We start from the raw sequence: 20,205 nt of genomic DNA on the forward strand, positions 1-20,205 counted from the left end.
AAGGGGCCGGCACCGAAAACACATAACCCCATCAACACACTTCATGAACCTGCCGACCACGCTTTGCCCCTTGCCGCGAACGCCGGACGATTTCAGGATGCAGCCAACCAGAACCCTGAAAAAGGATCAGCCCGATGTTTGCCGGATTCCGCAAAGACCAGCGTCACGTCAACGGCGTCGACATTGCCTACCGCCTCGGCGGCAGCGGCCCGGGCCTGTTGCTGTTGCACGGGCACCCGCAGACCCATGTGATCTGGCACAAGATTGCCGAACAACTGGCCGAACACTTCACCGTGGTCGCCGCCGACCTGCGCGGTTACGGCGACAGCAGTCGCCCGGCCGCTGATGAGCTGCACGCCCATTACTCGAAACGCGAAATGGCCCGCGACAATGTCGAGTTGATGCAGGCGCTGGGCTTCGAGCAGTTTTCGATTCTCGCTCACGACCGTGGCGCGCGGGTCGCCCATCGTCTCGCGCTTGATCACCCGAACGCCGTGCAGCGCATGATGCTGCTCGACATCGCCCCGACCCTGTCGATGTATACGCAAACCAACGAAGCCTTTGCCCGCGCGTATTGGCACTGGTTTTTCCTGATCCGCCCGGCACCACTGCCGGAAACCCTGATCGAAGCGGATCCGGAAGGCTATCTGCGCAGCGTGATGGGCAGCCGCAGCGCCGGGTTCAAGCCGTTTACCGATGCAGCCTTTGGCGAATACCTGCGCTGCCTGCAACGACCGGGCAGCGCTCGCGGCATCTGCGAAGACTATCGCGCCAGCGCCGGCATCGATCTTGTGCACGACCGCGCCGACATCGCCGCCGGGCATCAGCTGAATCTACCGCTGCGCGTGTTGTGGGGCGCCGAAGGTACGGTCGGGCGCTGCTTCGATCCGCTCAAGGAATGGCTGCAAGTGGCGTCGAACGTCAGCGGTCAGGCATTGCCCGCTGGCCATTACATTGCCGAAGAAGTCCCCGAACGGTTGCTCGCCGAAGCACTGGCCTTTCTGCGCTGACCGGAAACACTGGATCTCGGTGCTATGCTGGCGGCTTCTGCCGCCAGTGTTCGTTTTTGACATGTCCCAGAAGAAAGACACCGTGCCCCTGCCCGAAGACCTGCGTGTACTGCTCACCGTAATCCGCAAGAACGGCTTTGCCGCTGCAGCAGATGAACTAGGCCTGTCACCGGCCTACGTCAGCAAACGCATCCAGATTCTCGAAACCACCCTCGGCACGCGTCTGTTGCACCGCACCAGCCGTCGCGTCTCGCTGACCGAGGACGGCGAGCGCGTGCAGCGCTGGGCGTTGCGCATTCTCGATGATTTCCAGCAGTTGCACGATGAACTGTCCGACGCCCACGACAGCCCGCGTGGGCGTTTGCACATTTGCAGCAGTTTCGGTTTCGGTCGCAATCACGTAGCCCCGGCGGTGTCGTTGCTGGCCGAACGTTATCCAGACTTGGAGATTCGCCTCGACCTGTTTGACCGGGTGGTGGACATCATCAACGAAGGCTTCGATCTGGAGATCCGCGTCGGCGATGACCTGCCCGGCCAGCACATCGGTCGACACCTGGTCAGTAACCGGCGGGTGCTGTGCGCCGCTCCCGGTTATCTGCAACGGCGCGGTACGCCGCAGACGCTGGACGAACTGCAACAGCACGATTGCCTGGTGATCAAGGAGCGCGACAACGCCTTTGGGATCTGGAATCTGGATCGCGATGGCGGGCAAGAGAGCGTGCGCGTCAGTGGGCCATTGTCATCAAACAACGGCGAAATCGTTTTGCAATGGGCGCTGGATGGACGTGGGGTTTTGTTGCGGTCGTTGTGGGATGTGAAGCCGTTGCTGGAGCAAGGACGCCTGGTGCAGGTGCTCGACGATTACAGCCAGAGCGCCAATGTCTGGGCGGTGTACCCGACGCGGCTGGCACACTCGGGGAAACTGCGCGCGTGTGTGGAGTTTTTGCAGGCGCATTTCAAAGGGCTTTCCCTTTAGCTGAAACACCCGATATCAAATGTGGGAGCGAGCCTGCTCGCGAATGCGTCCAGTCAGTCAACATTGATTTCGACTGAACGACCGCTTTCGCGAGCAGGCTCGCTCCCACAAGGGATCAGCGGTGGGTCAGGACAGCCAAGGGTTGTTGGCCAAATGCTCGCGCTCGAAGATCTTGATCTGTTCGCGGCGTTGCAGGGTGCTGCCGATGGCATCCAAGCCGAGCAGCAATGCGGTTTTGCGCAGGGTATCAATCTGGAACTCGATCACCGTGCCATCCGCCAGACTGATCTGCTGAGCCTCCAGATCAATAGCGATCCGCGCCGTTTCAGGCTCACTGACAAGTTGTCCGATGCGTTGCACCTGCGCTTCATCCAAGGTGATCAACAACACCCCGTTACGCTGGCAATTGTCGTAGAAGATCCCGGCAAAACTGCTGCCGATCAACGCGCGGATGCCCATCTGCTGCAAGCCCCAAACCGCATGTTCGCGGCTGGAACCGCAGCCAAAATTCGCTCCGACTACTAGAAAACTCGCGCCCTGCCATGTCGGTTTGTTCAACACAAAATCGGGATCGGGGCTGCCATCGCGCAGAAACCGCAGATCGAAAAACAGCCCGCGATCGAGTCCTTGGCGATCAATGCCTTTGAGGAATTGTTTGGGCATGATCACGTCCGTGTCGACGTTGGCCGCCAGTAACGGTGCGGCCCGACCGCTGATGTGGGTGAAGGGTTGCAGGCTCATGGGCGTTCTCCAAATTGGCGAATATCGGTGAGTCGACCGCAGATCGCAGCGGCGGCGACCATGGCCGGGCTCATCAAATGAGTGCGCGCACCGGCGCCCTGACGGCCTTCGAAATTGCGGTTGGTACTCGACGCGCAGCGGTCGCCGGGCGCAAGTACGTCGTCGTTCATCGCCAGGCACATCGAGCAGCCGGACTGACGCCACTCGAACCCGGCATCGATAAAGATCTGCGCCAACCCTTCGGCCTCGGCCTGAGCGCGAACTTCGCTGGAGCCGGGGACGATCATCGCCCGCACATGTCCGGCCACCTGCTGACCGCGCACGACGCTGGCGGCATCGCGCAGGTCTTCTATCCGCGCGTTGGTGCACGAGCCGATAAAGGCGTGGCTGATAACAATGTCGCTGAGCGCCATGCCCGCTTCGAGGCCCATGTAACTGAGGGCGCGACGCATGTCCTGACGCAGGACCGGATCGCTGATCGCTTGCGGATCCGGCACCCGCGCACCGATTGCAGCGGCCTGATCGGGGCTGGTGCCCCAAGTGACCATCGGTTCCAGAACGCTGGCGTCGAGGTGAATCTCGCGGTCAAACCGCGCACCGGGATCACTGCGCAGTTCGCGCCACTTCTCCACGCCCCGTTGCCAAAGCTCACCTTGCGGCGCACGCGGCTTGTCCTTGAGATAGGCGAAGACTTTGTCATCCGGGGCCATGAATGCGCCGCGCGCTCCAGCCTCGACAGCCATGTTGCAAATGGTCATGCGCGCTTCAACGCTGAGGGCATCAATGGTCGAGCCGCAGAATTCGATCGCGTAACCGCTGGCCCCGGACGCGCCGATCCGGCCGATCAGGGCCATGATCACGTCTTTCGAGGTCAAACCCGGCGCCAACCCGCCGTCGACGGTCACGCGCAGGCTTTTCAGTCGTTTGTAGACCAGCGTCTGCGAAGCCAGCAGGTGTTCGATCTCGGAGGTGCCGATGCCGAAACCGAAAGCACCGAGTGCGCCATAGGTGGTGGTGTGGCTGTCGCCAGCGGCAATGACCATGCCAGGCAGAATAAAGCCCTGCTCGGGGGCGATAACGTGTTCGATGCCCTGACGCTTGTCGAGGATGTCCAGCAACTCGATGCCGAAGTCCCGGCAGTTCTCCGCCAGATACGACACTTGCCGCGCGCCGCCGGCGTCGGGCATTACTGCGATGCGCACAGGCGTGGTCGGGTTGACGTGATCGACCACCGCCAGCGCCGTGCCCGGCCGCCAGACGTCGCGCCCGGCCGCGCGCAAACCGCTGAAAGCCTGCGGGCTGGTGTATTCGTTGATCACCTGACGATCGATATACAACAGGACATGACCCTGATCGTCGAGGCGGCACACCGTGTGCGAATCGATGTGTTTGTCATAGAGGGTTCTGGCGGTCATCAAGGCGCTCACTCAGGGAAATCAGGTGATTCCCATCATAGGGAGCGCGGGTCGGCCATCAATTGGCAGACAGTGATGGCGTGGATCATGAATCGTGTTTGATCCCCTGTACGCAGCAAAGCCCTGTGGGAGCGAGCCTGCTCGCGAAAGCGGTGGATCAGGCAACGGATGAAGTGACTGACCCGGCGCTTTCGCGAGCAGGCTCGCTCCCACAAAGGGATTTGTGGTGAGCGGGGAATTGGGAAACATTTGCTTTCATATCACCTTTCGGGATTTGTCCCGCTCATTCGTCCTATAGAGATGCAGGCCGTTCGCGTAGGCAAAAGCCACGTTCGGTCTTTCGGGGTCTGCCGTGCTGCGAAGCCCGTAGCCACGCGCCCTTTCACCGCTATCAAGACGCGCAATCATGTCGAAGAAATCCCGCTCCAAACTGTGGTTCCTCGTTCATAGCTGGCTGGCGTTACCGATCTGGTTCTTTGTCCTGATCGTCTGTGTCACCGGCACGCTGGCGGTGGTCAGCCAGGAAATCGTCTGGCTGGCCAACCCGCAGATGCGCGCCAGCCAGCCTGCGGACGATGCGCCGCTGCTCAGCTATGACCAGATCATGGCAGCGATCAAAACAGCCGAACCGCAGACCATCGTTGAAAGCATCAGTCGTCCCGACGAATCCCACTTCGCCCTCGACGTTGCGGTCAGCTATCCGGACGGTCGTTCGCAGACGGTCTACGTCAATCCTTACACCGGGGTGATTCAAGGCCCTGCCCCGACGTTCGATTTCAAGGCCTTCACCCGCGCCCTGCATGGCTGGTGGCTGGTGCCGTTCACCAACGGTTTCAGTTGGGGCTGGTATCTGGTGTCGTTCCTCGGCGTGCCGATGCTGGTGTCGCTGATCACAGGCCTGGTGGTCTACAAGCGCTTCTGGAAAGGTTTTCTGCGTCCGACCCTGCGCGTGCGTCACGGCGCGCGGATCTTCTGGGGTGACTTCCATCGCTTGTGCGGTATCTGGTCGATCTGGTTCATTGCGGTGATTTCCATCACCGGGATCTGGTTTCTGATTCGGGCGATTCTGTTCGACAACCAGATCGCCATTTCCAGCGAGCCGATCATTCCGGCCATGTCCCGCGAGAGCGTGCCGATCTCTGCCACCGGCACACCGCCGCCACGGATCAGCCTGGACCGTGCCGTCGAGCTCGCGCAAGAGAAGATTCCGGGGCTGGAAGCCAGCTTCGTCAGCCTGCCGGGCAATGCCTACAGCCACATGAGCGTCGGTGGGCGCGGCTGGTATCCGTTGATGTTCCAGACCGCCACGCTCAATCCGTACAACGGCGACATCGCCGCTTCACGGCTTCTGTCCGATCGTTCGTCGCTGGAGTTCGTCACCGAGTCCATGCGGCCACTGCACACCGGCGACTTCGGCGGCATCTGGATCAAGCTGATCTGGTTCTTCTTCGGTTTGATCCTGAGCATGATGATCCTCAGCGGCTTGTTGATCTGGACCAAACGCACTGCGCTGGCCACCGCCAACGCGTTGAAGCGCGAAGACAAGAAACACCGCCTCAAGGCACAACCGGCGATGAGCCGTGAAACCTCGGAGGCCAGCCTGTGAGCAGATCCATCACCAAGGCACAGCCTTCTCGACTCGCGCGTTTCTGGCACACATGGCGCTTCCACATCAATGTCCTGCTGCTGTTGATCCCGCTGGGGTTCATGCCCAAATACTTCGCCGACGCCTCTCTGTTTCGCGGTGACAGCGGGCTGGGCCAACATGAAATCGGCAATATCCAGGTTGGCCCGTGGAGCCTGCGCCTGGCCGAACTGCGCAACGAAGCGCCGGTGCTCACTGGCCCGGCCGGCTACATGAAAGACTTCAGCGCCGCCCTTTGCGATGCCTGTGTCGAGCAGGTCAAGGCCACCTACCTGCGCATCGGCAAGCCACGCAGCCTGCGCGCCGCCGGTACGATTTTCTTTGGCACGCCATACCGCATGGGCACGCAGATGCCGATCCCGGAGAAGACCAGACCCGACGCCGAACTGTGGATCACCATGGAAGGCTGGGACGGCAGCATGCATCAGGCTTCGATTCCCCTGAGTCAGGCCTCCCCCGCCACCTTCGCCTGGCTGAACAAACAAGGAGTCAAACCATGACTTGTTCCCAACGCCCTTCCCGCCTGCGCCTGAAGGCCGTGCTGCTGGTGCTGTGCGCCGGTTTCAGCGCCAGTGCGCTGGCTCACAACCCGATGTGCGAATGTAAAGCCATCGACGCCGAGCAGATCAAATGCACCGGCGGGTTCTCCGACGGCAGCGGCGCGCCGGGGGTGACCCTCGATGTGATCGGTTACGACGAAACCATTCTGGTGCCGGGCAAACTCGGCGCCGATTCCACACTGACGTTCAAGAAACCCGGCAGCGAATTTTACGTGCTGTTCGACGCGGGCCCGGGCCACGTGGTGGAAATCGACCAAGCGGATATCGAAGCCCCATGAGTACGCCCACTCGACAAATCGTGCGTCCGGCCGGTGCCGGTCATGAAACCCTCAATGTGCTGCTGTTGTGCCTGTTGATCCTCGCGGTCGCAGGTTCTGTGGTCGCGTGGCGCGGGGTTTCCCATGAGCCCGAGCCAGTGGCGACTCACCAACTCGACGCACGCCGCGACCTCAGTGCTGCCGAGCAAGGCATCTATGCCGACCTGCGGGTGACCCTCGATGAAATCCGCTTGCTGCGCGAGGAACAACAAGCCCTGCCGACGCCGCAGAATCTGGCCGACGAAGGGATTGCGCCATTTGCCCAGGATGCGAGTTCGGTCAGCCGCGGTGGTCATGCCTGGCAATTGCTGGCGGACGCCGCGTATTTCGGCCAAAGCCAGAATCCGGCCGTCGCCGGTTCGTTTGTAATGCTGCTCAGCGCCGATGACAAGGCTGCGCCGGACATCTGGCTCAGCCGCGATGCGGCCGCTCAAGCCCCGGCGCAACTCACCGCGGCGGCGCTGTCCGCTGCCGGCTGGAAACAGATCGTCGCGCAATACGATGCCGGGGTTACCCGCGAACATCGCCATTGATTCCTCGCCCTCCTCCGAGAGAAGACCGCTTGCCCATGTCTATTTCATCGCCACGCCGTCCATTGTTACGCCTCTTTTTATTGGGCCTGTGTGCCTGCCTGCTGAGCCCGTTGGCCAGTGCCGATCAGGCCAAACGCCTGCGCATCGGCATCACCCTGCACCCTTACTACAGCTATGTGGCCAACATCGTCGGCGACAAGGCCGAGGTGGTGCCGCTGATCCCGGCCGGTTTCAACCCGCATGCCTACGAGCCACGGGCCGAAGACATCAAACGCATCAGCGGGCTGGATGTGATCGTGCTCAACGGCGTTGGCCATGACGACTTCGCCGACCGCATGATCGCCGCCAGCGAAACGCCAAACATCAAAACCATCGAAGCCAACGAAAACGTGCCGTTGCTGGCGGCCACCGGGGTTGCCGCGCGCGGGGCCGGCAAAGTGGTGAACCCGCACACGTTCCTGTCGATCAGCGCTTCCATTGCCCAGGTCAACAACATTGCCCGCGAACTGGGCAAACTCGATCCAGACAACGCCAAGACCTACACCCAGAACGCCCGCGCCTACGGCAAACGCCTGCGGCAGATGCGCGCCGACGCCCTGGCAAAACTGACGCAAGCGCCGAACGCGGAACTGCGCGTGGCCACGGTGCACGCGGCTTACGACTATCTGCTGCGTGAGTTCGGCCTGGAAGTGACCGCCGTAGTCGAGCCGGCCCACGGTATCGAGCCCAGCCCAAGCCAGTTGAAGAAGACCATCGACCAGTTGCGTGAACTGGACGTGAAAGTGATCTTCTCGGAGATGGATTTCCCGTCCACTTACGTCGACACCATTCAGCGTGAGTCCGGCGTGAAACTGTACCCGCTGTCGCACATTTCCTACGGCGAATACACCGCCGACAAGTACGAAAAGGAAATGACCGGCAACCTCAACACCGTGGTGCGGGCGATTCAGGAGTCTGGCGCATGACTTCCAGAGAAACGATCTCGACCGAATTCGAATCCCCTGTGGGAGCGAGCTTGCTCGCGAAGGCGCCAGGTCAGCCAACATCTTTATCGAATGACACACCGCATTCGCGAGCAAGCTCGCTCCCACAGGTTTCGGGGCCGACTTTGGATTTTGCGGAGGTTTGTCTGACGCTGGGGCGCACGACGATTTTGGATAACGTCACCTTCCAGGTGCAGCCCGGCAGCGTACATGCTCTCGTCGGCCCCAACGGTGGCGGCAAGAGTTCGCTGATCAAAACCCTGCTCGGGCAAATGCCCCATCAGGGCCAGCTCAGCCTGCAATGGCCCGGCGAACCCGGCACCATCGGTTATGTACCGCAGGCGCTGGAATTCGATCGCGGTCTGCCGATGACGGTTGACGATTTCATGGCTGCCATGTGCCAGCGGCGTCCGGCGTTTCTCGGTTTGAGCAAGCGTTACGCCGGCGCCATTGGTGAAGCGCTGGAACGCGTCGGCATGCAGGACAAACGCAAGCGCCGCATGGGCGCGCTGTCTGGCGGTGAGCGGCAGCGGGTGCTGCTCGCCCAAGGGCTGATCCCGGCGCCGCAATTGCTGGTGCTGGATGAGCCGATGTCGGCCCTCGATGAAGCCGGGATTCAGGTATTCGAACGTCTGCTCGGCGATTGGCGTGCAGCGGGCATCACCGTGCTGTGGATCGAGCACGATCTGGAAGCGGTCGGGCGTCTGGCCAGCCGTGTCACGGGTCTAAACCGCCGCGTGCTGTTCGATGCCTCACCGCAAGAGGCGCTGACCCCGGAACGTCTGCTGACCTTGTTCTCGACCCATCCACGGAGCGCTGCCTGATGAGTTACGAAGCCTTTCGTTTGATAGTGCAAGGCTGGGCCTCGTCCGGTTATCTGCCGGAAGCGCTGGCCTACGGTTTTGTGGTCAATGCGTTGCTTGCCGGCCTGTTGATCGGCCCGGTACTCGGCGGCCTCGGCACGCTGGTGGTGGTCAAGCGCTTCGCGTTTTTTTCCGAAGCGGTGGGCCATGCGGCGCTCACCGGTGTAGCCATCGGCATCCTGCTCGGCGAACCTTACATCGGGCCCTACGGCAGCCTGTTCGGCTATTGCCTGCTGTTCGGCATCCTGCTCAATTACCTGCGCAACCGTACCGGTCTGGCACCGGACACTTTGATCGGCGTATTCCTCTCGGTGTCACTGGCACTGGGCGCGAGTCTGCTGCTGATTCTCGCGGGCAAGATCAATGTGCACATTCTCGAGAACGTACTGTTCGGTTCGGTACTGACGGTCAACGGCAACGATCTGGCGGTATTGGCCATCGTCGGTTCGCTGGTCATGGCCCTTGCCTTGCCACTGTACAACCGCATCATGCTCGCCAGTTTCAACCCGCAACTGGCGGCGGTGCGCGGGGTGGCGGTGAAGACCCTGGACTATCTGTTCGTGATTCTGGTGACGCTGATCACCGTCGCAGCGGTGAAAGTCATCGGCGCGATTCTGGTCGGCGCGCTGCTGGTGATTCCAGCGGCGGCGGCACGTTTGCTCAGCCAGTCGCTCAAGGGCTTCTTCTGGTGCTCGGTGTTGATCGCCACGGTCAGCACACTGTGCGGGATCCTCGCGCCGATCGTGTTTGATCTGCCGATTCCGTCCGGCGCCGCGATCATTCTGGTCGCCGGCATTGCCTTCGCCCTCGCCGCCATTGCGCGCGGGGTTGTCCCGAGTCTGAAAGGGAATCTTGGATAAATGACTTTTTCACTGCGCAAACTGACCTTGGCCATGACCTTGTGCGGCGTGATCTGCACGCCGTTGATGGCCGCAGAAAACACTAAACCGCTGCGAGTGCTGGCCTCGTTGCCGATCACGTATGGCTTGGGCGAAGTGCTGCTCAAAGGCACTGACGTCAGTCTGGAACGTGCAGCCCCCGCCAATTTGCCAGGCAGTCGCCAGACCGCGTATTTCACCGGTCGCGGTGCGCCGGCGCTGAGCAAACTGGCAACCGGCGCGGACGCGGTCATTGGCGTGCGTTCACTGTGGGCCGATGATCCGCTGTATCCGATCGCCCGTCGCAGCAATATTCGCATCGTTGAAGTTGATGCGGCGCGCCCGGTCGACGGCGCCCTCCCGGGCATTGCCGTGCAACCGGATCTGAAGGTTGATGGTTTGAACAGTCAGCCATGGCTGGCCAGCAACAACATGGGGCGCATGGCGGATGTGATGGCGGCGGATCTGGTGCGCTTGGCACCGGGCGCCAAACCGAAAATCGAAACGAATCTGGCGACGTTGAAGCAGCGTTTGCTGAAGCTCAGCGCCGATAGCGAAGCGCGACTGGCCAGTGCCGACAATCTCAGTGTGATGAGTCTCAGCGATCACTTTGGTTATCTGATCGGCAGCTTGAATCTGGAACTGATCGGCGAGGATTCACGGCCGGATGCCGAATGGACGCCGGAGGATCTGAAAAAACTCACAGCAACGCTCAAGGACAATGATGTCGCGGTGGTCCTGCATCATCGACAGCCATCGGACGCGGTGAAAGCGGCAATTGCCGAGTCGGGCAGTCATCTGGTGGTTTTGAGCACCGATGCGGCGGATCCGGTGGCGGAGCTGGAAGGCAATGTTGATTTGCTGCTCAAAGGGCTGAGCGGAGCTTAGTTTTAGCCGAAACCGCGTTATCGTTCTTCGCGAGCAAGCTCGCTCCCACATTGGATCTGTGTCGTTCACAACTCACCTGTGGGAGCGAGCTTGCTCGCGAAGAGGCCTGACCTGACAACACAAACTCCAGCCATGAAAAAACCCGCTGACTGTTTCCAGTCCAGCGGGTTTCTTTTTGCCCGGTCGCTTATTGCGCGGCGGCCTGGGCTTCCATCTTCTGACGCAGACTCAGCGGACGCATGTCGGTCCAGACTTCTTCGATATAGGCCAGGCATTCCTTTTTCAGGCCGCTCTTGCCCACGGTGCGCCAGCCTTGCGGCACGGCTTTATATTCCGGCCAGATCGAGTATTGCTCTTCGTGGTTGACCACGACCTGAAAGAGGATGTCCTCGCGGTCGAATACTGACGTCATGCTGGTTCTCCATCGTTATAAGGGTGGGCTGCACGCTGAGTGCAGCCGGGTATGTAGAAAGAACGTTCGGCGCGGCGAAAAATTTACAGCGCAGCGGTGGCAGCGGCCAAAGCACGGCCAAAGATTTCTGCGACACGGTCGATTTCGGCGGCAGTGATCACCAGCGGCGGCAGGAAACGTACTACTGCGCCATGGCGACCGCCCAGCTCCAGAATCAGCCCACGCTTGAGGCATTCGCGCTGGACCAGCGGCGCCAGTCGTGCGAACGCCGGCGGATGACCGAGCGCATCCGGTGTGCCGTTCGGCTCGACCAGCTCGACGCCGAGCATCAGGCCGCGACCACGAATGTCGCCCAGTTGCGGGAAGTCCCGTTGCAGGATGTGCAGGTGCTCGCTGAGGCGCTCGCCCATGGCAGCAGCGTGTTCGCAGACCTTGTGCTCAACCAGATAACGCATCACCGCAGAACCTGCCGCCATGGCCATCTGATTGCCACGGAAGGTGCCGGCGTGTGCGCCCGGCTGCCAGGTGTCGAGCCAGTCGCGATAGACCACCACGGCCAACGGCAGGCTGCCGCCGATGGCTTTGGACAACACCACCACATCCGGGGTGATACCGGCGTGTTCGAAGGCAAACATCTTGCCGGTGCGGGCGAAACCGCTCTGGATCTCGTCGACGATCAACGCCACGCCGGCCTTTTCGGTGATCCGGCGCAAGCCGCGCAACCACTCGATGTCCGCCGGAATCACACCGCCCTCGCCCTGCACCGCTTCGACGATCACCGCTGCGGGCAGTTGCACGCCGGCTTCCGGATCGTTGAGCAAGTTTTCCAGATAGCTCAGGTTGGCCTTCACGCCCGCCGCGCCACCGAGGCCGAACGGGCAACGGTAGTCATACGGGAACGGCATGAACTGCACGCCATTGCTGAGCAACGCACCTAGCGGTTTTTTCGGCCCCAGGCTGCCCATCAGGCTCAGCGCGCCCTGGCTCATACCGTGATAACCACCGGAGAACGACAGCACGGTGCTGCGCCCGGTCGCCGTGCGTACCAGCTTCAATGCCGCTTCCACGGCATCGGTGCCGGTCGGGCCGCAGAACTGGATTTTCGCTTGCGCCGCCAGGGCGGGCGGCAGCAGGCCGAACAGGTCCTGGACGAACTGATCCTTGACCGGCGTGGTCAGGTCGAGGGTATGCAATGGCAATTCATCGGCCAATACCTGCTGGATCGCTTCGATCACCACCGGGTGGTTATGCCCCAGCGCCAGCGTGCCGGCCCCGGCGAGGCAGTCGATGAACGTGCGCCCTTCAACGTCTTCGACATACAGGCCTTTGGCGCGCTTCAGTGCCAATGGAATGCGTCGTGGATAGCTGCGCGCGTTGGACTCCTGCCGGGCCTGACGAGCCAGCAATGGCGATTCGTTGAACTGGTAGAGCGTTTCGGCCGGCGCCGAGGTAACCCGGGCCGACGACTCTTCGATAAGGCTGGTGGCGACTGACATCTCTCGACCCCTCAATTGGCTATGGATAGTGACCAAAACAGCACACCGGACAGGTGCGCATTCCGATCGCGGGGCGCACTTGCAGGTTTTCCTGTTCTGGAAACGCTTAAGGGGCCTGAGGATTTAGCCCGTGATCGTGTTGTCAGGCCGGCGCTGCCAACGACTTGTGCATGGGCAGGGTCTGCACGCCTTGGTATTCGACGGGCGGCGCTGACTCGCGATAGCCCAGACGGCGATAAAAAGCACGACCGGTGCGCGTGCTGTTGAGATTCGCTTGAGCAACGTCGCGAACCCGCAACCAGCCTTCCAGATCGTGCATCAACGCGCGCCCGACGCCCCGGCGAAAGGATTCCGGCTGCACGTAACACAGGGAAATGTCACCACTGGCCTGTGCCATGCCGACTCCGACCGGTTTGTCCGCCAGTAAAGCCATGCATAAATAGAAGTGCGGGTCGGCGAGGCGGGCGCTGATGAAGTCGGCGGATTGCTGAGTGATCCAGGTGCTGACCCGTGTCGGATCGTTGCGGTGGTCGAGTGCACAACCGATGCGGATCGAACGTTCGATGATGCGGCTGATGATGCCGGCGTCGGCCAGTGTGGCGGGACGAATGCAGATGGGTGCTTCCATGGCGCAATTCCCTCAATCCATTGAGTCAAAGCTGCGTTGACCTTACCCCCACCCCTGCCGGATAGCGAATGTCGAAAAGTTACATTTGATGTGCCAAAACATCCGCCCTTGTGGAAGCGAGCCTGCTCGCGAACGCGTTTTGTCAGCCACTTGGATGCTGACTGTGCCGCCGTCTTCGCGAGCAGGCTCGCTTTCACAGGGGATTTGTGGTCAGGTCAGACAGGTTGCAACGGCATGGTCAGTTCGACGCGCAGGCCATCCGGGCGGCTGTCGAAATGCAGGGCGCAGTCGCAGCGCTGGACGATCGCCTGAACAATCGCCAGGCCAAGGCCGCAACCGGTGCTCTGGCCGTTGCGCCAGAAGCGTTGGGTCAGGTGTTGCAGATCATCCGGTGCAATGCCCGGGCCATGATCACGCACGACAAACCGCACGCGGTTGCCAATGGTTTCCAGACTCAGTTCGACTGCGCAGTCCTCAGGGGTATGGCGCAAGGCGTTGTCGAGCAGATTGCGCAGCGCCGCGATCGACAGCACCGCCGGCATGTGCAGCGGTGCAGCGCTAAGCCCGGCCGGCAGTTGCAGTTTGATGCGCTGGTGCTCGCCACCGGTGGCGTCCTGGATCGCCAGGCGTGCCACTTGCTCGGCGCTGCACTGCGAACCGTCATCGAACGACAGGCTGCCCTCGACCCGCGCCAGCAACAACAACTGTTCGAGGGTGCGATGCAAGCGATCGGCGCCCTCCTCGGCCCGCGCCAGCGACTGATCGCGGGCGCTGCCATCGGTCATGCGCGCAACTTGCAGGTGGGTCTTGATCGCCGTCAGCGGGCTGCGCAGTTCATGTGCCGCGTCACCGGTCAGACGGCGCTCACGCTCGATGGTCTTGCCGATGCGTTGAAACAACTGATTTTGCGTTTCCAGCAGCGGCTTCAATTCGCTGGGGAAGGTCTGGATCTGCAACGGCTCAAGCGAGTCGGCATTGCGCCGCATCAGCGCCTCACGCAGACGGTTGAGCGGCGCCAGCCCCTGGCCGATGCCCAGCCACAACAGGCACAGGCAGCCGAGCAGCGCCACGCCCACCGGCACCGACGCCGCCAGCAGGATCGACATGTTCAGGGCTTCGCGCTCAATCTGCCGGTCGGCCGTGGTGATGCGCACATCGCCCCGCGCCAGGGTGAAGCTGCGCCACGGCGCGCCATCGATCATCTGGTCATGGAAGCCCATTTTCTCGGCTTCCAGCGCTTGTTCGGGATTATTGTGACTGCGCGCGAGTATTTCCCCGCGCAACGAGCTGACCTGACAGGCCATGCCACCGGGGATATTCAGTTGTTCGGCACTGAAATGCGTGCCCTCGCCCTTGCTCGGCAGCGTCGGCAACTGTTCCAGCAGCCCGGCGACCATGCGCGCCGAGGCCACCAGACGCTGGTCGAGAGAGAACATCATCTGATTGCGCAGGTCACTGAGCATCCAGGCCGCCGCCAGCGCCCAGATCAGCGCAAACGCAGCGCCGAGGGTCAGGCTCAGGCGCAGTCGCAGGCTCATCACTTGCCTTGATCTCCACCGTCGGCCGGGCCGAGGCGATAGCCCAGACCGCGCACGGTTTCGACGATGCCTTTGCCCAGTTTGCTGCGCAGGTGATGGATGTGCACGTTCAGCGCGTTGCTTTCCAGTTCATCGTTGAAGCCGTAGACGCTGTCCTTCAACTGCTCGGTGGACAGCACCCGGCCACGATTGTGCAGCAGCGCCTGCAAAAGCGATTGCTCGCGGCGCGACAAGTCCACCGGTTGCCCGGCCAGGGTGGTTTCGCGGCTGCTCGGATCGTACGTCAGCGCGCCATGCTCGATCAGGTTGACGCTGCGCCCGGCAACCCGGCGCAACAGGGTTTGCAGGCGGGCGAACAGTTCGCGCAGATCAAACGGCTTGAGCAGGTAATCGTCAGCCCCGGCCTGCAAGCCATCAACGCGGTCGGTGACCGAGTCGCGCGCGGTCAGGATCAGCACTGGAATCTCCAGGCCACTCTGACGCAGTTGTTGCAGCAACTTGAGGCCATCTTCGTCGGGCAGGCCAAGATCGAGCACCATCACGTCGAATTCGGCGACTTTAAGTATCGCGCGGGCCTTCGATGCCGTGTTGACGTGTTCGACGGTCAGGCCTTGGGCACTGAGTCCCGCAACAATACCGCTGGCGATCAGTTCATCGTCTTCGCAAACCAGTACGTGCATGGTGAGTCCCGTAGAAAAAAGCCGATTAGGCAGTTGGCCGATTAAGCTGACATTATGCCCCGAACGTCACAGCGACAAGGGCGTGGCGGTTAATCATCGGTTAATCGCCGCCGCCCATTGTGCACCTCACTTGCACAGGGACAAGGCTCCTCCATGCGTCATTTTTTTCTTTTGTTTGCTCTGCTGATCTCCAGCCTGGCCCACGCCGGGAACAATCCATTTGAGACAAAACCGGAGTTTCTCCTGGTCGACCAGGCATTCGTGCTGACGTCCGAGCGCCTGGAATCCGGTGAGACCCAATTGTTCTGGCAAATCGCCGACGGTTATTACCTGTATCAGAAACGCCTGAAATTCGAAGGGCTGAGCGCAGAGCAACAGCCCGCGCTGCCTGAAGGCGAATCCCACAGCGACGAGTTTTTCGGTGAGCAACCGGTCTATCGCCAAGGGCTGGAAATTAAAATTCCAGCCTCGGCCACGGGGCAGATCAAGGTCGGCTATCAGGGCTGTGCCGACGCCGGCCTGTGCTATCCACCGCAAACCCGGGTCATCGACCTGGGCGGTAAAGCGCCAGCCACGACAACACCGGCGACAACAGCGGTAACAACGACAACGAACGACCAGGCACCGGATCAAGCCCTGGCCAGCAGCCTGCAAGAACACGCGTTGGGCTGGAGCTTGCTGGCGTTTTTCGGTTTCGGCTTGCTGCTGGCATTTGCGCCGTGCTCATTGCCGATGCTGCCGATTCTGGCCGGTATGGTCGTCGGCAGTGGTGCCACTCCGCGTCGCGGATTCGTACTGGCCGGCAGTTATGTGATTTGCATGGCGCTGGTGTATGCAGCGATGGGCGTGATTGCCGCGCTGCTCGGCGCGAACCTGCAGGCCTGGTTGCAAAATCCATGGCTGCTGGGGACCTTTGCCGCGATCTTCGTGGTGTTGGCGTTGCCGATGTTTGGCTTCTTTGAATTGCAATTGCCGGTGGCCCTGCGCGATCGCCTGGAACACGCCTCGCGCAGTCGCAGCGGTGGCAGCGTGATCGGTGCCGGAGCGCTCGGTGCATTGTCCGGTCTGCTGGTCGGCCCGTGCATGACCGCGCCACTGGCGGGTGTCTTACTGTATATCGCGCAGACCGGCAACGCGCTGCACGGTGGTTTGATTCTGTTTTCGCTGGGCATCGGCATCGGTGTGCCGCTGCTGTTGCTGGTGACCGTTGGCAATGGCTTCCTGCCCAAACCCGGTGCGTGGATGAACCTGCTCAAAGGCGTGTTCGGATTCTTCTTCCTCGCCACTGCACTGGTGATGTTGCGCCCGGTGCTGGATGCGTCGTTATGGCTGGGCCTGTGCGGCGCGCTGCTGTTGATCGCCGCGTTCTGCGCCTGGAAACAGTCCGAAGGTTTTGGCCGCGTTGCGCAGTTGTTCGGCGCCAGTTCGCTGCTGCTCGGGCTGTGGGGCAGTTTGCTGGTGATTGGTGCGGCGGGCGGCAGCGATGATCCGTATCAACCGTTGCAGGTCTACAGTGCCGGTCGTGCTGGCGCCACCGCGCCTTCGGGTCATGAAGCGTTCACCACGATCAAGGAGCCGGCGGCGCTGCAACGCGAACTCGATGCCGCCAGGGCTCAGGGACAGTGGGTGCTGCTCGATTACTACGCCGACTGGTGCAAGTCTTGCCTGATCATGGAGAAGCAGGTGTTTGGCAAGGACAACGTGATGCAGGCGCTGAGCAACGTGCGCCTGCTCAGGCTTGATGTCACCGACGACAATGCCGCCAGCGCTGAACTGCTCAGCCGCTACAAAGTGCCGGGACCGCCGACGTTCATCTGGATCGGTGCTGATGGTCTGGAGCGCCGCAGCCAGCGCATCACCGGCGAAGTCGACGCCGAGACATTCCTGCAACACTGGACTGCCACCCGAGATGCCCATTAATGCTGACTTTCACCCTCGGCACCTTTGCCATCGCGCTTAACCACCTGCTGCTGATCAGTGCCCTGGCGCTGGCAACCTTTGTCGGCTGGCGGGTGGCCAAGCGTGGCGGTGATAACCCCGAGTCAGCATTGTTCAGCCTGTTTCTGCTGGGCATGCTCGCGGCGCGAATTGCCTTTGTGCTGCTGTACTGGTCGCACTATCGCAATGACCCGTGGCAGATCATCGATTTGCGCGACGGTGGTTTCCTCGCCTGGCCGGGGGTGATCGTATTGTTGCTGGTCGCCCTGTATCGCGGCTGGCGGCGTCCAGGGCTGCGTCGCCCGTTGGGGTTTGGCGTGGCCAGCGGCCTGGCGTTCTGGCTGTTGGCGACACTGTCGTTGAACCTCTACGAACAAGGCACCCGACTGCCGGACATCTCTCTGCGCAATGCGGCCGGGGAAACCATCCAGCTCAGCGACTATCAGGGCGGCCCGCTGGTAATCAACCTGTGGGCGACCTGGTGCCCGCCGTGCCGGCGCGAGATGCCGGTGCTGGAAAGCGCTCAGCAACAACGCCCGGATCTGACCTTCCTGTTCGTCAATCAGGCCGAAAGCATGCAGAGCGTGGCGACGTTTCTCGAAACCCAGGGCCTGAGCCTCAATAACGTGCTGTTCGACCGCAGTGGTCGGCTGGGTCAGGCCGTCGGTTCCATGGCATTGCCGACTACGCTGTTCTATAGCCCTGACGGTCGGCTGCTGACCAGCCACCTGGGTGAGCTGTCCAACGCCAGCCTGGCGCGCGCGCTGGAAAACTTCGCCGCCCCAACCCCGAATTCGAACCCGGCCACTGCACCGGCCACCTCTGCAAGGAAACTGCCATGCCCCGCCTCCGCCACCTGCTGACGCTGACTCTGGGCACCGCCCTGCTGCACTTGCCGTCGGTGCAGGCTGCTGAAGAACTGCCCGCGGCGATCAAGCAGATCGAAGCCAAAGGCGCGAAAATCGTCGGCCAGTTCGACGCCCCCGATGGCCTGCGCGGGTATGCGGCGCAATATCAGAATCGCGGCATGGCGCTGTACCTGACCCCGGATGGCAAACACGTGTTGCTGGGCAATCTGTACGACGCCGACGGTAAAGACCTGAGCAGCGAGCCACTGCAAAAACTGGTCTATGCGCCGATGGCCAAGGAAGTCTGGGCCAAATTCGAGGCGAGCAACTGGATTCAGGACGGCAACAAGGATGCACCGCGCACGGTGTACCTGTTCAGCGATCCGAACTGCCCGTACTGCAACATGTTCTGGGAACAGGCACGGCCATGGGTCAAGGCCGGCAAGGTGCAACTGCGGCACATCATGGTTGGCATCATCCGCGAGGACAGCCCGGGCAAATCCGCCGCGTTGCTGGCCGCGAAAGATCCGGCCAAGGCCCTGGAAGATCACGAAAAGGCTGGCAAGGGCAGCTCGCTCAAAGCGCTGAAAGATATTCCGGCGGCCGTGCAGACCAAACTGGCGGCCAACATGCAGTTGATGGAAGACCTCGACTTGCAGGCGACGCCGGCGATTTTCTATATGGATGACAAGGGTGAGTTGCAACAGCAGCAAGGTGCGCCTTCGCCGGACAAGTTGGCGAAGATTCTCGGGCCTAAATAATTCCGGGTTTGTTGGCGCCTGAAATGACGCCTTCGCGAGCAGGCTCGCTCCCACAGGGATCGAATGTGTTCACAGACTCTGTGTTCAATGCGGTCACTGTGGGAGCGAGCTTGTCTCCGGGCGGCGTTCCGACGAAGAATGATTACTCGGTCTAACGGTTGCGCTCGCTGAGGAAGGTAAACAACACCTCGGTGACAAACTGCGGATTCTCCAGATTGGAGATATGCCCCGCCTCCGGCACCAGTACCCACGGACAACCGATCAACTCGGCCATTTCCTTTGCTTCGGACGGCGGTCGCGGCTTGTCCTGATCGCCGCACATTACCAGCGTGGTCGCCGCATTCAACTTGCCCAACCGTGGCAACAAGTCATCACGGCCAAAGGTGATTCGCCCCATCGGCACGATGCTTTCGCGCAGCCGATCCGCAGAGTACGCCGCCAGTTTCGCGCGGAAATCCTGATACAGCGCCGACTGCGCATCGATGCCCGGGCGGAAGAAGATCGGTACGACGATATCGAGCAGTTGCTCGGAAATCTCTCCGCTTTCTTCGATCTGTTTGAACAGCGAGAAATAGTACTGACGAGTCGGCTCCGGTTCGACGCCGACGTAGGTATCCATCAACACCAGACCGTTGATCCGCTGCGGTGCCGACAACGCCAGACGCACGCCCCACATGCCGCCGACCGACAGGCCAACCAGCGTGACGCGGTCGATATCCAGATGATCGAGCAGAGCCTGCGCCTGACTGGCAATGTCATCCAATGATGTCGTGCCTTCAGGCAACCGTCCCGATTCGCCATGGCCCCACAAATCCAGTGCAATCACCCGATAGTGCGGCGATAACGCGGCGATCTGCGGTGCCCACATCGCGTGATCCCACAGATAGCTGCCGGCCAGCAAAACTGCCGGACCAGTGCCTTGATCAATGTAATGCAGCGCTTGTCCGTCCACCGTGAAAAAAGGCATCGACCACCCCCGCGACAAAAAAGAGAACCGGCAGACTGAGCTGCCGGTTCTTTATCGTCAACCTTGGAAATGTACATGAATGTACCGGCCTCATCGCGAGCAGGCTCACTCCTACATTTTGGAATGCG

21 protein-coding genes are annotated in these 20,205 nt (G+C 61.4%); 13 read left to right on the forward strand and 8 right to left on the reverse strand.

From position 1 onward, the window contains the following. The first annotated feature begins 134 nt into the window (after positions 1–134). Together AC0ZWN_RS02430 and AC0ZWN_RS02435 are read left to right on the forward strand one after the other, a co-directional pair. Complete coding sequence (locus tag AC0ZWN_RS02430; protein ID WP_476333932.1) at positions 135–1,010, forward strand: alpha/beta fold hydrolase; 876 nt, start codon at positions 135–137, stop codon at positions 1,008–1,010. A gap of 61 nt (positions 1,011–1,071) precedes the next feature. After that, the gene (locus AC0ZWN_RS02435) at positions 1,072–1,986 is read left to right on the forward strand and encodes a LysR substrate-binding domain-containing protein (RefSeq protein ID WP_476333933.1); all 915 of its coding nucleotides are present in this window, start codon (positions 1,072–1,074) and stop codon (positions 1,984–1,986) included. A 126-nt stretch (positions 1,987–2,112) separates the two neighbouring features. Here the strand turns inward: AC0ZWN_RS02435 and leuD are convergent, their stop codons facing one another. Together leuD and leuC are read right to left on the reverse strand one after the other, a co-directional pair. Continuing rightward, complete coding sequence (gene leuD, locus AC0ZWN_RS02440; protein ID WP_476333934.1) at positions 2,113–2,727, reverse strand: 3-isopropylmalate dehydratase small subunit; 615 nt, start codon at positions 2,725–2,727, stop codon at positions 2,113–2,115. Beyond that, positions 2,724–4,142 (reverse strand): 3-isopropylmalate dehydratase large subunit, encoded by a 1,419-nt coding sequence (leuC, locus tag AC0ZWN_RS02445; RefSeq protein WP_476333935.1) that lies wholly within the window; start codon positions 4,140–4,142, stop codon positions 2,724–2,726. Before leuC ends, leuD begins: the two co-directional genes overlap by 4 nt. A gap of 406 nt (positions 4,143–4,548) precedes the next feature. Between leuC and AC0ZWN_RS02450 the strand changes: the two genes are divergently transcribed. Genes AC0ZWN_RS02450 through AC0ZWN_RS02485 form a run of 8 tightly spaced genes read left to right on the forward strand, consistent with a single transcriptional unit; the run spans position 4,549 to position 10,809 of the window. Beyond that, entirely contained in the window at positions 4,549–5,748 is a 1,200-nt protein-coding gene (locus AC0ZWN_RS02450; protein ID WP_460129629.1) for a PepSY-associated TM helix domain-containing protein, read from the forward strand. Further along, the gene (locus AC0ZWN_RS02455; protein WP_257355686.1) at positions 5,745–6,287 is read left to right on the forward strand and encodes a thiamine pyrophosphate-binding protein; all 543 of its coding nucleotides are present in this window, start codon (positions 5,745–5,747) and stop codon (positions 6,285–6,287) included. Before AC0ZWN_RS02450 ends, AC0ZWN_RS02455 begins: the two co-directional genes overlap by 4 nt. Then, positions 6,284–6,625, forward strand: a complete 342-nt coding sequence (locus AC0ZWN_RS02460) for a hypothetical protein (RefSeq protein WP_095125122.1) — start codon at positions 6,284–6,286, stop codon at positions 6,623–6,625. The genes AC0ZWN_RS02455 and AC0ZWN_RS02460 overlap by 4 nt, the downstream gene beginning before the upstream one ends. Beyond that, positions 6,622–7,197, forward strand: a complete 576-nt coding sequence (locus AC0ZWN_RS02465) for a DUF6162 family protein (RefSeq protein WP_476333937.1) — start codon at positions 6,622–6,624, stop codon at positions 7,195–7,197. Before AC0ZWN_RS02460 ends, AC0ZWN_RS02465 begins: the two co-directional genes overlap by 4 nt. 35 nt (positions 7,198–7,232) lie before the next feature. Then, entirely contained in the window at positions 7,233–8,162 is a 930-nt protein-coding gene (locus AC0ZWN_RS02470) for a metal ABC transporter substrate-binding protein (protein WP_093435032.1), read from the forward strand. Continuing rightward, positions 8,159–9,004, forward strand: coding sequence for a metal ABC transporter ATP-binding protein (locus tag AC0ZWN_RS02475; RefSeq protein WP_476333938.1), 846 nt, complete (start codon positions 8,159–8,161; stop codon positions 9,002–9,004). The genes AC0ZWN_RS02470 and AC0ZWN_RS02475 overlap by 4 nt, the downstream gene beginning before the upstream one ends. Continuing rightward, positions 9,004–9,903: a metal ABC transporter permease gene (locus tag AC0ZWN_RS02480; RefSeq protein WP_476333939.1), complete on the forward strand. Its 900-nt coding sequence runs from the start codon at positions 9,004–9,006 to the stop codon at positions 9,901–9,903. Before AC0ZWN_RS02475 ends, AC0ZWN_RS02480 begins: the two co-directional genes overlap by 1 nt. Then, positions 9,904–10,809 carry a metal ABC transporter substrate-binding protein gene (locus tag AC0ZWN_RS02485; RefSeq protein ID WP_476333940.1) on the forward strand — a complete coding sequence of 302 codons (906 nt, stop codon included), beginning with the start codon at positions 9,904–9,906 and terminating at the stop codon, positions 10,807–10,809. It begins immediately after the preceding gene. A 187-nt stretch (positions 10,810–10,996) separates the two neighbouring features. On the opposite strand, the gene AC0ZWN_RS02490 is transcribed toward AC0ZWN_RS02485, so the two are convergent. The 5 genes from AC0ZWN_RS02490 to AC0ZWN_RS02510 all read right to left on the reverse strand — a co-directional run bounded on the left by AC0ZWN_RS02490 (position 10,997) and on the right by AC0ZWN_RS02510 (position 15,563). Beyond that, positions 10,997–11,221, reverse strand: coding sequence for an MbtH family protein (locus AC0ZWN_RS02490; protein WP_476333941.1), 225 nt, complete (start codon positions 11,219–11,221; stop codon positions 10,997–10,999). A gap of 83 nt (positions 11,222–11,304) precedes the next feature. Then, positions 11,305–12,717 (reverse strand): aspartate aminotransferase family protein, encoded by a 1,413-nt coding sequence (locus tag AC0ZWN_RS02495; protein ID WP_460101016.1) that lies wholly within the window; start codon positions 12,715–12,717, stop codon positions 11,305–11,307. A gap of 142 nt (positions 12,718–12,859) precedes the next feature. Then, entirely contained in the window at positions 12,860–13,345 is a 486-nt protein-coding gene (locus AC0ZWN_RS02500; protein ID WP_095048415.1) for a GNAT family N-acetyltransferase, read from the reverse strand. A gap of 215 nt (positions 13,346–13,560) precedes the next feature. Continuing rightward, positions 13,561–14,883: an ATP-binding protein gene (locus AC0ZWN_RS02505; protein ID WP_093435043.1), complete on the reverse strand. Its 1,323-nt coding sequence runs from the start codon at positions 14,881–14,883 to the stop codon at positions 13,561–13,563. Beyond that, a complete protein-coding gene (locus AC0ZWN_RS02510) occupies positions 14,883–15,563 on the reverse strand; it encodes a response regulator (RefSeq protein ID WP_034155191.1) in 681 nt (226 codons plus the stop codon). Before AC0ZWN_RS02510 ends, AC0ZWN_RS02505 begins: the two co-directional genes overlap by 1 nt. 153 nt (positions 15,564–15,716) lie before the next feature. Between AC0ZWN_RS02510 and dsbD the strand changes: the two genes are divergently transcribed. From dsbD to dsbG, 3 genes are read left to right on the forward strand one after another with little or no spacing between them, the layout of a single operon-like run. Further along, complete coding sequence (dsbD, locus tag AC0ZWN_RS02515; RefSeq protein WP_476333943.1) at positions 15,717–17,483, forward strand: protein-disulfide reductase DsbD; 1,767 nt, start codon at positions 15,717–15,719, stop codon at positions 17,481–17,483. Next, on the forward strand, positions 17,483–18,364 hold the full coding sequence (locus tag AC0ZWN_RS02520; protein WP_257355696.1) for a TlpA disulfide reductase family protein: 882 nt from the start codon (positions 17,483–17,485) through the stop codon (positions 18,362–18,364). Before dsbD ends, AC0ZWN_RS02520 begins: the two co-directional genes overlap by 1 nt. After that, positions 18,340–19,110, forward strand: coding sequence for a thiol:disulfide interchange protein DsbG (gene dsbG / locus AC0ZWN_RS02525; protein ID WP_034155195.1), 771 nt, complete (start codon positions 18,340–18,342; stop codon positions 19,108–19,110). Before AC0ZWN_RS02520 ends, dsbG begins: the two co-directional genes overlap by 25 nt. 151 nt (positions 19,111–19,261) lie before the next feature. Here the strand turns inward: dsbG and AC0ZWN_RS02530 are convergent, their stop codons facing one another. Continuing rightward, entirely contained in the window at positions 19,262–20,077 is an 816-nt protein-coding gene (locus AC0ZWN_RS02530) for an alpha/beta fold hydrolase (protein WP_476333945.1), read from the reverse strand. Positions 20,078–20,205: the final 128 nt, after the last annotated feature.

The sequence above is a fragment of the Pseudomonas sp. 3B-A001-10F genome, from assembly GCF_056313565.1.